The sequence below is a fragment of the [Empedobacter] haloabium genome (genome assembly GCA_008011715.2).
Classification (GTDB): domain Bacteria; phylum Pseudomonadota; class Gammaproteobacteria; order Burkholderiales; family Burkholderiaceae_D; genus Rugamonas; species Rugamonas haloabia.
Genome location: CP136508.1, coordinates 994,772 through 1,007,524, shown reverse-complemented (window position 1 = coordinate 1,007,524; position 12,753 = coordinate 994,772). Strand labels below are relative to the sequence as shown.

Here is a 12,753-nt window from a genome sequence, read left to right as displayed (position 1 = left end):
CCTGTGGTGGTATGCCCCGATTCTAGAGCATCCCGCTGCCCGTGGGCGCGCCGCTACCTTCCCGGAACAACGCCAGCGCGGCATGCTGCAGCAGCATGATCGTCTTGCCGTCCTCGATGCGGCCATCGGCCACCATCGCCAGCGCGGCATCGATGTCCAGCTCCACCACTTCGATGTCCTCGCCTTCCTGCTCGACGCCGCCGCCCGTGCCCACGCGGCTGTCCGGTTCGTATTCGGCCACGAAGAAATACAGCCGCTCCGTCACCGAGCCGGGACTCATGAATGCCTCGAACACGCGCCGCACGTCATGCACGCGGTAACCCGTCTCCTCCTCCACCTCGGCGCGGATGCGCTGTTCCGGCGTGGCGGTGTCGAGCAGGCCGGCCGGGGCCTCCAGCAGGTAGCCGTCGTGCGCACCGCCGTAGCCGTAGGCGGGGAAGCGGAACTGGCGCACCAGGACCACCGTGCGGCGCGCCAGGTTGTACAGCAGGATCACGGCGCCATGGCCGCGGTCGTAGGTCTCGCGCGACATCGTCTGCCAGGTGCCGTCGCGGCGGCGGTAGTCGAACGTGGTTTTCTTCAGCACGTACCAGTCGTCCGCCAGCGTTTTCACTTCCTTGATCCGGATCTGCATGATCGCTCCTCGTGTTTGCGTATTTTTACGATATCATGCAATATCGTGCAATCTCAAGAAATTTCGTGCATATGCTGACCAGTCAACGCAAGCAACTGCTGCTCAAGATCCTGGGCGAAGAAGGCCAGATCGTGGCGCGTACCCTGTCCGAGTCGCTCGGCCTGTCCGAAGACACCATCCGCCGCGACCTGCGCGAGCTGGCCAAGGAAGGCCTGCTGCGGCGCGTCCACGGCGGCGCCCTGCCCGCCTCGCCGGCAGCGGCCAATTTCGCCGTGCGCACCACCATCTCGACCGACACCAAGCCCGCCATCGCACGCGCGGCGGCGGCACTGGTCGAACCCGGCCAGGTGGTGTTCATCGACGGCGGCACGACCGCCGTGCAGCTGGCGCGCGCCCTGCCGCGCGAGCTGCGCGCCACCGTCGTCACGCACAGCCCGTCCATCGCGGTGGAACTGGTCGAGCATCCGAATGTGGAGGTGATCATGATCGGCGGCCGGCTCTTCAAGCACTCGATCGTGGCCTGCGGCGCGCAGGCACTGGAAGCCATCGGCCAGATCCACACCGACGTGTTTTTCATGGGTGTGTGCAGCCTCGATCCGGAGGCCGGCATCACGACAGGGGATTACGACGAGGCGTGCATGAAGCGGGCGATCAGCGCGGCCGCGCGCAGCACCGTGGTGCTGGCTTCGCCGGAAAAGCTGGGAACGGCGGCGCCGTTCGCGATCGCGCCGCTGGCGACGATCGACCGGATCGTCGTCAGCGCGGAGACGGACGAGGCGCTGCTGGCGCCTTATCGGGAGATGGGGATCGGGGTGACGCTGGCCTAACCCCAGGGGTATCGGCGAATTATGGCCAGATCGCCCGCAGCAGCGCCGCCAGGTGATACCCGCCCTTGATCAGCTGCTCGCGTGCCAGCGCGGAGGATGGCACCGGATAGTTTTCCGGCACCGTCAGCGCCCACACCTTGTACGACTCGCCGCTCCTGCTGGTCTGCGTCGACACGGCACCCACCGTCACGTCCTTGTGGGCCGCTTTCGACACCGCCAGCGACTCGTTGGCCCACTGGTACGGCCAGCCCGACACGTCGCCCGTGTTGACGGAGACCGTGGGCTTGCTGTCGATGGCGTACTGCGCGAACTGCTCCGGCGTGCGCGTGCTGGAACGGCGCATCGCGTAATCCACCACCGTGGTGTCCCAATACGAATGGAACGGTTTCGTCGGCGACTTCGATGCGGCTGGCGCGGCGCCTTCCTTCGGCGGCGCCGGCGGAATCAGCTTGTCGCTGGTGGCCGTCAGCACGGCGTCGTCCAGCAGCAGGTTGTTGCCGCCGCGCGAGTCGAACACGTTCAGCGAATCCACTTCGCCATGCGACTTCGGCACGACGAACTTGCCGTTCTTGCCGACGAAGCCGGCGCCCACGTGCAGCGGCTGGTGGATGTCGCCGGCCAGGTGCGTGACGATCAAGAGCGCCTGGCGCTTGCTGAAGCGGTGCGGGTTGGTTTGCGGCGTGTCCTTGCCCTGCAGGACGGCGATCGCGCTCTTCAGGGTCTGCACGATGTCGTCGTCGAATGTGCCGACGCCGTGGTCATGGTATTCGTCCAGCTGGAACGGCACGTCCGTGTAGTGGTACTCGGAATGCTTCGGGTTGGCGTTGACGTAGTCGATCATCTCCGGCGTCTGCGGACCGCACCAGTTGCCCTTGACGCAGTCCGCCCACGTGGCCACCTTCTCCAGGCTCTCGCCCGGCAGCAGCAGGGCCGCGACCTGCTTCTCGGCGTTGCTGCCCTTGATCAGCTTGTCGGCGATGGCGCCGACGGCGCGGTGGCCGTCATTGCCCCATGCCAGCGCGCTGGCGGAGACGGTGGCGAAAGCGCCGGCCAGCGCCAGCGTGCATGCGAGTTTCTTCATTCGGTTGCTGCCTTTTCGGTTGCCTTGTTCGGTTTCGGGTAATCGCGATTGATGTCCAGTTTTTGCGCGTACGACGAGCTCCACAGCTGCTCGTGCAGCGCGCTCACGCGGCGCGCCATCGCCTCGTTGCGCAGCACGACTTCCAGGTTGCGCGACAGGTCCAGGTAGCCGCCGGCCCAGTTGCTGGTGCCGACCCAGGCCAGCTTGCCGTCGATCGTCATCGTCTTGCTGTGGATGACGCGGGCGAACGGAATGAAGCCGCTGGACGCCTGCGGCAACGTGACGACGCGGATCTCCACGTTCGGCAGCACCGCCAGGCTTTTCAGGTACGGCAGCGCGGGCGCTTCCAGGTTCCAGTTCGACACCATCAGCCTGATCCTCACGCCGCGGTTGGCGGCGGCACGCACGGCGTTGTCGATGACCGCGTAGTACGGCCGCTTGCCCTGCGGCCCGTACGACAGCGGCGCGTAATCGAGCAGCTGGATGCGCACCTCTTCCCTGGCCTCGGCCAGCAAGGCGGGCAAGCCGGATTCGGAGTCGCGCACGCCGGGCGGGTTATACGCCGCCGGGCTGGCCAGCAGGTAGGATGGGCGGGCCAGCTCGGTCTGGGCCGGCAACGCGGCCGCCTTGGCCTGCAGCGGCGTCACCTTGGCGCCCTGCGCCAGTACGGCCTGGGCGCGCCAGTCCTGCTCGAAGATCGCCGCCACCTGGCCGACGATGACGGGATCGTCGATCCGCAGGCCCGTCTCGTGGATGTGCGTGAACGCGCGCCAGTCGAAGTTCTGGCTACCGACAAAAGCCACCTTGCCGTCCGCCAGCACGTATTTGGCGTGGATGATGCCGTTGCCCGTCAGCTGGCTGTAGTCGAGGATGCGCAGGTCCAGGTTCGGGATCGCGCGCAGGCGGTCCAAGGTGGCGGCGTCGGACAGCCCGATGCCTTTCTTGTCGAGCAAGAAGCGGATCTTCACGCCGCGCTTGCCGGCCGCTTCCAGCCGCTCGATCACCTTGTCGAACGGGCTGCCGGCCTTGCCGGCGGCGTAGAACTGGCCGATCGCGATGTCGTGCCGGGCGTTGTCGAACAGCTCGCACCAGACGGCGATGGGATCGCGCAGGTCGGGATTGGCCAGCGTCGTCTCGACAGGCGTCGTCAGCACCAGCTCGAAGCCGGGGATGCGGAAGTCGGCGTGGGCGCTGCCGGCGCAGGCCGCCAGCAATGCGGTGGCAAGAATACGGCGCACGATGTTCTCCTTATTGCGCGCGGCGGATGCGCGGCTGTTCGGCTGCCAGCCCGGCCGGCTTGCGCTGCTGTTCGCGGTAGGTCAGATAGGACGTCAGCGAATCGATGTCGCGCACGCCCGTCTCGGCGCGATTGGTGCCCTTGGCGAACATCGGGAACGCGTCGCCACCCTCGGCGATGAAGTTGTTGGCGGCCACGCGGTAGGACGCGTTATCGTCCAGCGGCACACCGTTCAAGCTCACTTCCAGCACGCGCTGGCCGGCCGGCTTGCGCAGGTCGTATCTATAGCTGAAGCCTTCCGAGACCTGCAGCAGGCCGCGCGATTCCACTTTGTCGCCGACCCACTGCTGCTCGAGCAGCGCCCGGATCTGCGTGCCCGTCAGGTTCATCACCGTCAGCGTATTGCCGAACGGGAGCACCGCCAGCGCCTGGCCCTTCGAGACGACGTTGCCCGGCCCGGTTTCCAGGGTGGCACGGATGCCGCCCACGTTCATGAACGCGATCTGCGCGCCGAACGGGCGGCCCGCGTGCAGGGTCGCATCGGCGATCAGGTTGCCCAGCGCGGATTCGTCGCTGCCGGTCAGCGCGCGCGTGACGGAGGCCACGCCGATCTTCGCCACCGGCTTGGCCAGTTCCGCATTGCCGCGCGCGCGCACCTTGGCCAGGTAGGCCTCGGCACGCGGGTCGGCCGGATAGGCGCCCTGCGCCATGACGACGTTGCGCGCGCTGACATCCACCAGCCGGTTCGTTTGCCGGTCCACCACCAGCTTGATGCGCGACAGCATATGCCCGCCCATTTGCGCCTGGGTGACCAGCTTGTCGCCCACCTTGCACAGGTAACCCTTGTGCGAGTGGCCGCTGATGACGAGGCGGATGGCCGGGTCGAGCTTCTTGACGACCGGGACCAGCTCGCCCTCCAGGTCGTCGCAATACTGCTTGTCGAATTCGGATGCCGTGCGGCCGCCCTGGTGCAGCAGCACGACGAACACCCCCACGCCCTGCTTGCGCAGTTCCGGCAGCAGGCGGTTGACGGCATCGGCCTCGTCGCCGAACTGCAGGCCGGCGATGCCGGCGGCGGCCACGACCTCGGCCGTGTCCTGCAGCACCGCGCCGATGAAGGCGATCTTCACGCCCTTCGATTCGAGGATGCGGTAGGCCGGCAGCAGGGGCTTGCGGGTCTTGGCGTCGATGACGTTGGCGGCCAGGTAGCTGAACTTCGCGCCGGCGTAGCTGCCGTCGAAGCGGCAGGCCTTGTCCGGCCGGGGCGACGCGCAGCCGCCCTTTTGCTGGCGCAGCAGTTCGACGCGGCCCTGGTCGAACTCGTGATTGCCCACCGACGTCGCCTGCAACCCGAGCAGATCGAGCGCACCCAGGGTCGGCTCGTCCGCCCACATTGCCGACAGCGCCGGGCTGGCGCCGATCATGTCGCCCGCGCCCACCAGCAGCAGCTCGCCGTCTTCCTTGCGCCAGGCCTGCAGCGCGCCGGCCAGCGTGTCGATGCCGCCGGCCATCACGGTGCGCGGCGTTTTTTCGCCCACGCCGGCGTAGGTGAACTTGTCGGCTTCCAGGTGGCCGTGCAGGTCGTTCAGTGCGACCAGGTTGATTTCGGCGGTGCCGGGCGCGGTCGTGGCGCAGCCCGCCAGAACGAAGGCGGCGGCCGCGGCGGCAAGTGTGTGCAGGGAGAATTTCATGGCGCAGGTAGGGAATTCGAACCGTTTATTGTACAGGGGGGAGCAAGCTCGTTGCACGCCAAATCTGCGTGTGAAACCTTGTGTTACAGAGCGGCTCGCCCATGAAAAAAGGCCGGCGATCGCTCGCCGGCCTTTCGGTGAAACTAAGTCATGCGGACCTTAGAATTCGTACTTCACGGTCGCCTGCAGGGCCCACTGCGATTCGCCCTTGGCCTGGCGCACGTCGAAGTCCTCGACCTTGTCGCGCAGCTGGTAGATGTACTTGCCGCTGGCGTCGATGCCGGCGAAGTCCACGAACGAACGGGCTTGCGCGCCGGCCGACTGGAAGCCCACTTCGTTGATGCGGCCCCACTTCTTGTTCAACAGGTTACCCACGTTGAACAGGTCGAAGGTCACGACACCCTTGTGGCCCTGCCAGAAGCCCGGCACTTCCTGCGAGATGCGCAGGTCGAAGGTGTTGGTCCATGGCGCGAAGCTGGTGTTGCGGCCCACGACCTTGCCGGCCGAGTCGCGCAGTGCGCGGTTGCCGTCCACGATCGCCCAGAACTTCTCTTCGTTGGCGCGGTTTGCCGCCGTATCGCCCTTGAAGATGACTTCACCCGAACCGAACTTCGACGGGATGTACATCAGGTCGTTGCCGGCCAGGTCGTCGCCGTTCATGTCGTTGTTGAACGTCCAGCTGTACGGCTTGCCCGAGCGGCCTTCGTAGAACAGGCCGAAGGTCGTGTTGTACGCGCCGAAGAAGCGCTTGCGGAAGTTCAGCACCGCGTTGATGCGGTCCTTGACCAGGTAGCTCGAGTTGGCGACGACTTCCTCGTTCGGGTTGAACACCGAACGGCCGGACCAGTTCGAGTTCGACGTCGACGACGTCAGCGGCGACACTTCCTTCGATTCCGTGTACGTGTACGACACCGACCAGCCCAGGCCCGAGATCAGCGGACGGCTCAGCGACAGGGTGGCCAGGTTGCTGCCGCCCTGCTTCGTGCCGGTCGCGACCAGTACGTTGGCGAAGTTGGCGTTGGCGCCGGAGCGCGCGCGCAGGCCGTTGCAGGCGCCGGTGGTGATGCGGGCACCGGTCGAGTTCCAGCAATCGGTGTTGTAGCCTTGCGCCGTGTAGTACAGCTCGCGGCCATCGCTGCCGATGCGGGTCGCTTCGCCGATGTTCACGTTGCGGTAGTAGATCGCGTCACGCACGTCGGTCTTCAGGTATTCCGCGCTGACGACCAGGTTGTACCACGGCAGTTCGTGGTCGACGGCCAGGTTGGCCTTCCACACGGACGGCTGACGCAGGCCAGGAGCCAGGATGTCGACCGATGCGGCAGGCTTGCCGGTCGATGGAATCGGCTGATTGTTGATGTCGGAGCTGAACAGGCCGCCACGGGTATCGCATGCGGCCAGGCCGCTGGTGCCGCAACCGGCCACGGCCGTTGCCACGCCGGCGTTCTGGAACGGGTTGCTCAGCCAGACGGCCATCGCGGAACCCTGGAACAGGCCGACGCCACCGCGCACCTGGGTGCGACGGGCGGACTCGAGGTTGTAGTTGAAGCCAAAACGCGGCTGCCACAGCTTCTGGCCGTCGAACGTGTTGGTGTTGTCCAGGCCGAAACCGCCGGTCTGGCGGCCGGTCGGCGTCGTGCGCGCCACGGTCGGCGCGGCCACGGCGGCGTTGACCAGCGGACGCGAACCGACGTCGATACTGTCCACGCGCACGCCGCCGCTGATGGTCAGTTGCGGGTTGATCGTCCACGTATCCTGCAGGAACAGGCCGGTGTTCTTCGTCGTGAACTTGGCGACCGCGTCATCGAGCGTGTAGCCGGCGTTGGCGATCGTCGTCTGGTACGACACCGGACGACCGCGGCGGAAGTTCTCCAGCACGGCTGCCTCGATCGTCGCGGCGTTGACGGTATTGCCGCACGATGCCAGTACGCCTTCGGCGCCGTTCGCCTGACGCGGCAGGAATTCGTAGCCGATACCCTGCTGGCAGGCAAACGTGTAGTTGCCGAAGATGTTCTGCACGAACGCGTTGTAGATCTCGTTCTTCTGGTAGTCCGCGCCGAACTTGACTTCGTGCGCGCCCAGCTGCCAGTTGGCGCCGACGTAGTAGTCGTCCGTCTTGGTGCCCAGGATGTTGCGCTGGCGGCTGTTTTCCGTGCCGAAGTTCAGGAAGCGGTCGTTGGTGGACGTGCCCGCCGGCGCACCGGCCGGCAGCGCGCCGGAGAAGCGCAGGCCGATCAGCGGCAGCTGCGAGTTCAGCTTCGGTACGCTGTCGTAGTCACGCACCGACAGCTTGACTTCGGTCGAGAACGTCGGCGTCCAGTCGGACGTCAGCTGGGCCACCTTGGTTTCGATGACCTTGGCCTGGTTGTACCAGTACGAGTTCAGCGAGATGCCGGTGGCGGACAGGCCCGGGAAGATCGGTTCGGTCTGCTCCGTCTTCGACCAGCGGAACATGGCGCGGTGATCGTCGCTGATGTTCCAGTCGAACTTCAGCAGCTTGTCCGTCACGTCCAGCATCGTGCCGCCCGGCACCACGTCGTTGCCGACGTCCAGGCCGTAGCTGTTCTTGGCGATCTGCTGCGCCTGCGCGATGGCGTTCGGCGTGATCGCCACGTTGGTCAGCGCGCTGCCGACCGGGCCGAAGGACGGCGCGGTACGGGTCGATTCCAGCTTCTCGTAGTTGGCGAAGATGAACAGCTTGTCCTTGATCAGGGGGCCGCCGACGGTGGCGCCCTTGGTCGTTTCCTTGAACTTGGCCGGTTCGTAGTATTCGCCGGTGGACTGGTTGAAGCGGTCGCCCACGGTCGAGTCGTTACGGAACACGTAGTAGACGCTGCCCTTGACCTTGTTGGTGCCGGACTTCGTGACGGCGTTGATGTTGCCGCCGGTGTAGCCCTTCTGGGTGACGTCGTAGTTGGCCACGTTGACCTGCACCGACTGGATCGCTTCGATCGAGATCGGCTGCTTCGACGTCGGCGAGCCGGAGGCTTCCAGGCCGAACGTGTCGCTGACGGACACGCCGTCGATGGTCAGGGTGTTGTAGCGGCTGTTCTGGCCGGCCACGGACAGTTCGCCGCGTTCCTTGTCGGTCTGCGAGACGCGCGGGTCGGTCCGGGCGTAGTCCTGCAGGTTGCGGTTGATCGAGCCCTGGATCGCCAGTTCGGTCGCGCTGATATTGGTACCGGCGCCCATCGTGGTCTTCGAGAAGCGGTCGTTGCGCACGGTGCTGCCCGCGACGACGACGGTCTGCATCGGCTGGCCCAGCTGGGCATCGACGCTGGCCGTTTCGGCCAGGTTGACGAAGACGTTTTCACGCTTCTCGGTCACGCCGTTCTTTTCGATCGTGATCGTGTAGGGACCGCCCACGCGCAAGCCACGCGCGACGTAGCGCCCCTGGGCGTCAGCCGTCACGTTGCTGACAGAACCGGACTCGACGTGCGTAATGGTGACGGTTGCGCCCGCGGCAGGATTGCCGTCCGCGCCCAGCACGCGGCCGCCGATCGCGGACGTGGTGTTCTGCGCGACGGTCGGCAGCGACGCCAGCGCGATGGACAGGCTGAGCGCGATCTGCGTTAGCCGGAGCCGTTTGTGATTCATCATTATCTAACCCCAAAAAGGACTGTTTTCTTGGCATGATCGATGCAGTTGTTGCATGTTGCATCTTCCACACCACTCTTTACTTTTGTTGCAATCTGCTTGGCCGACCCGGGATTCTAGCGGCGCTCGATGTCATGAACATGACACCTTTATGACAGTTTCGTGACAACTGCGGCGCACCTTCAGGCCTAGAATGCATAGCTGTCAGCCAACTATGCATGAGGGCTAAAGTCGTGACAAATTCGATTTAGGTAGCGTATTTATATGCGCAAACAATAAATCGACGAAAAAATGACACGGGAAAGGGTTCGCTACCGGGGATGGGCTGACGGCGGCATTATAAATGACCGTCTTCTAAGTGAAATTATTTCATTTAGAAATTAGAAAAACGGTGGCAGGCGTACCACAATCTGTAGCGCCGAGACCACACAGTTGTCGAACTAAGTAGAAGAGCAGGCAAGATTTTCGGTTTGGGATGGCCGAAAGAGATGCCGAGGAAGGGGAATATCCCGGCGGCGGGGGCTGCCGGGATATTTTTTTGCTGTTCTAGGGTCTGTCCCCGCAGGGGACTGACCCTGAAGTTTGTTATCGATTCCCAGGGAGCGCAGCCAAACTTCGGGGTCAGTCCCCGATGGGGACAGACCCCATGCGCGCCTACTACCTTGCTACCGAGCGGGCAATATCCGCCTCGAACTTGGTGTAAGGCGAAGTGCCACGAACAGACGAGCTTGGGGTCTGTCCCTCTGGGACTGACCCCGGTTTTATTCGTTAGCGGATAAGCTTTCCGAAAATTCCGGGACTGTCCCGGAATCGTCTGAGGCAGCTTGGAAAACCGGGGTCAGTCCCGAAGGGACAGACCCCAAGCCCAGAGGCGCCGCGGTGTCTTGAGATTATTGCTTGGCCAACGAGCGGGCGATCTCCGCCTCGAACCTGGCAAACCGGCCGTCGAGCTGCTTGATCAGCCGCTGCTTGTCCCCGTCGGCCAGGAAACTGTAGCGGATGCTGTCGTACGACAGCTTCTTCACCTCCGCATAGTCCGTCTTGTAGCGCGTGGCGAACAGCACGTACTCGTTCGACAGGTTATGCCGCGTCACGCCGGCGTCGTCCGTCGAGATCACGAACGGCACGCCGTGCCGGCGGTACAGATCGACCGGATGGTCGGCGCCTTTCACGCCCAGGATGAATTCGTTGCTGGTCAGGTTGACCTCGACCGGCACCTTGCGTGCGCGCATCGTGCGCAGCACCCCCAGCGCATCCTTTTCGTGCGCGATGTCGATGCCATGGCCGATCCGGTCGGCGCCCGCCACCTGCACCGCTTCACTGATGTGGAAGGTCAGCCCTTCCGGCGGCACGATGCCCAGTTTCAGCTCGCCCGCATGCAGCGCCGTCTTCACGTCCGGATACTTCGACTTGAGGAACTGGAACATCCGCATGTGCAGGCTGTAGTCGCGCATCGACACGTTCAGGCTTTCCTGCCCCACGATGTTGACGCCGACGATGCGCGGCTCCGCCTTGGCCAGCTTGAAGCTGGCCAGCATCTGCGAGAACACGACGGACGGCGACAGGAAACGCAGCACGTAAGGCTGGTAGCGCATCGTGAACTGCTCGTCGTCGATGCCGGCGCTGCTGGCCTGCACGTTGGCGACGTAGTCGGCGATGCCTTTCGCGAACGACGGATCGGCTTCCAGGCGCGTGGCCAGCGCCGCCAGTGCGGCCTCGAGCTTGCCGCTGTCGAAGCCTGGGGACTGCAGCAGCTTGTCGAACTCCGCGTCCGCCGTGATCGGGGCCAACTCGAAGATCGTCTCGATGTACGACAGGTTCTCGGCGATCGCGCGTGCCTTCAGGGTGCGCAGGCCTTCGGCCGTATTGGTCGAGGCGACCGGACCGAAGTAGCCGAAGGTGTCGAAGAAGGTCTGGTCGGGCGGCAACTGGTCGGCGCCGTGGTTGTAAAAGTCCAGGGTGGACCACTTCTGCAGCAAGGCGCGGTAGGCATTGTTGTCCGCCACCACGTCGCTGCCCGAGACGCAGCCGCGCAGAGGTGCCGGCTTGGCCTGCTCGGCCGCGACGACCGCCTTGTCGGTATTGATGCGGAAGTTGGTCTTACTGACGCACCAGCCCTGCTTGTCGACCCATTCCAGGTACTGCTCGGCGTAGATGGCGCCGGAGTAGTGGTGGTGCAGGTCGCCGCCCTTGGGCATCATCGTCAGGAACATCGTCAGTTCGGCCGTCTTCGGCTGCGCGCCGACCAGCGTGGCAAAGTGGCGCTTGACGATGTCTTCGTTGCTGGCGGCGTGGGCGCCGGCGGCAAAGGCAGTCAAGACGACGGCGGCGATGAGTTTTTTCTGCATTGGACGGTCCCGGTTCGGTTGAGGGAGGGTCAGCCCTGCCGCACATGCACCCGGCAGCCGGCCGAATACGTGGCCGCGATAGCGCGGTCGTCGCCCAGCAGCGCCAGCGCGAACAGCAGTTCTTCCAGGCTGTCCGTGTTGGCGGTGCGGCGTGCCAGCAGCGGCGTGGCCTGCGGGTCGAGGACGATGAAGTCCGCTTCGCGCCCGGCCGCGAAACTGCCGATCGTGTCGTCCAGGTGCAGGCTGCGCGCGGCGCCCAGGGTGGACAGGTAGAACATGCGCAGCGCCGGCAGGTAGCTGCCCTTCAAGCGCGCTACTTTATAGGCTTCATTCATCGTTTGCAACATCGAGAACGACGTGCCCGCGCCCACGTCGGTGGCCAGCGCCATCAGCATGCCGGCGCGATCGGCCCGCTCGAAGTCGAACAGGCCGCTGCCCAGGAACAGGTTGGACGTCGGGCATACCGCCGCCGCCGCACGCGTCTCGGCCATCCGGGCGCGATCCGTTTCGTCCAGCCAGATGCAGTGGCCGAACACGGCGCGCGGGCGCAGCATGCCATAGCGGTCGTACACGTCCAGGTAGCTGCGCGCCTCGGGATAGAGCTGCTTGACCCAGCGGCATTCGTCCTCGTTCTCCGACACGTGGGTCTGCAGGAAGGTATCGGGATAGGCGCGCGCCAGTTCGCCGGCCAGCGCCATCTGTGCCTCGGTGGAGGTGGGTGCGAAGCGCGGCGTGATCGCGTACAGCGAGCGGCCGTGCTTGTGCCAGCGCCGGATCAGCTCTTCCGTCGCGCGCGCGCCCTGCTCCGCCGTATCGCACAGGAAGTCCGGGCAGTGACGGTCCATCAGCACCTTCCCCGCGATCATGCGCAGGCCGCGCGCCTCGCTGGCGGTGAAGAACGCATCGACCGATTGCGGATGCACGGTGGCATAGACCAGCGCCGTCGTGGTACCGCAGCGCAGCAGCTCGTCCAGGAAGAACTCCGCGACGCCGGCCGCGTGGGCCGGATCGGCGAACGCACGCTCGGTCGGGAACGTGTACTGCTCCAGCCAGGGCAGCAGGCCCGGCGCCGGCGAGGCGATCATGTCCGTCTGCGGGTAGTGCACGTGCGCGTCGATGAAGCCCGGCGTGATCACCTTGCCGCGATAGTCCGTCACCTGGGCATCCGGCGGCAGTGTCGGCGCCAGTCGCGCGTAATCGCCGGCCGCGACGACCTTGCCGTCGGCGACGATCAGCAAGCCGTCCTCGTGCCATGCATGCGCGTCCGCGGCGAAGGCCGGATCGGCGTGGAAGTGCAACAAGCCGGCTCGGTAGCCTTGCACGGGTGATGCTGTCTGCATA

General features: G+C 65.2%; 8 protein-coding genes. 1 reads left to right on the top strand and 7 read right to left on the bottom strand.

From position 1 onward, the window contains the following. Positions 1-22 precede the first annotated feature (22 nt). Positions 23-634, bottom strand: coding sequence for an NUDIX domain-containing protein (locus E7V67_004540; GenBank protein ID WUR14377.1), 612 nt, complete (start codon positions 632-634; stop codon positions 23-25). Between the two features lie 71 nt (positions 635-705). Here E7V67_004540 and E7V67_004535 point away from each other — a divergent pair, with 71 nt between their 5' ends. Then, positions 706-1,461, top strand: a complete 756-nt coding sequence (locus E7V67_004535; protein WUR14376.1) for a DeoR/GlpR family DNA-binding transcription regulator — start codon at positions 706-708, stop codon at positions 1,459-1,461. 19 nt (positions 1,462-1,480) lie between these two features. On the opposite strand, the gene E7V67_004530 is transcribed toward E7V67_004535, so the two are convergent. From E7V67_004530 to guaD, 6 genes are all read right to left on the bottom strand, one after another. Then, positions 1,481-2,542 (bottom strand): S1/P1 nuclease, encoded by a 1,062-nt coding sequence (locus E7V67_004530; GenBank protein ID WUR14375.1) that lies wholly within the window; start codon positions 2,540-2,542, stop codon positions 1,481-1,483. After that, entirely contained in the window at positions 2,539-3,780 is a 1,242-nt protein-coding gene (locus tag E7V67_004525) for a phospholipase D-like domain-containing protein (GenBank protein ID WUR14374.1), read from the bottom strand. The genes E7V67_004530 and E7V67_004525 overlap by 4 nt, the downstream gene beginning before the upstream one ends. A gap of 10 nt (positions 3,781-3,790) precedes the next feature. Further along, complete coding sequence (locus E7V67_004520) at positions 3,791-5,470, bottom strand: bifunctional metallophosphatase/5'-nucleotidase (GenBank protein WUR14373.1); 1,680 nt, start codon at positions 5,468-5,470, stop codon at positions 3,791-3,793. 159 nt (positions 5,471-5,629) lie between these two features. Continuing rightward, a complete protein-coding gene (locus E7V67_004515; GenBank protein WUR14372.1) occupies positions 5,630-9,067 on the bottom strand; it encodes a TonB-dependent receptor in 3,438 nt (1,145 codons plus the stop codon). 887 nt (positions 9,068-9,954) lie between these two features. Then, the gene (locus tag E7V67_004510; protein WUR14371.1) at positions 9,955-11,412 is read right to left on the bottom strand and encodes an adenosine deaminase; all 1,458 of its coding nucleotides are present in this window, start codon (positions 11,410-11,412) and stop codon (positions 9,955-9,957) included. 29 nt (positions 11,413-11,441) lie between these two features. Continuing rightward, positions 11,442-12,752, bottom strand: a complete 1,311-nt coding sequence (gene guaD, locus E7V67_004505; protein ID WUR14370.1) for a guanine deaminase — start codon at positions 12,750-12,752, stop codon at positions 11,442-11,444. Between the last annotated feature and the right edge of the window lies 1 nt (position 12,753).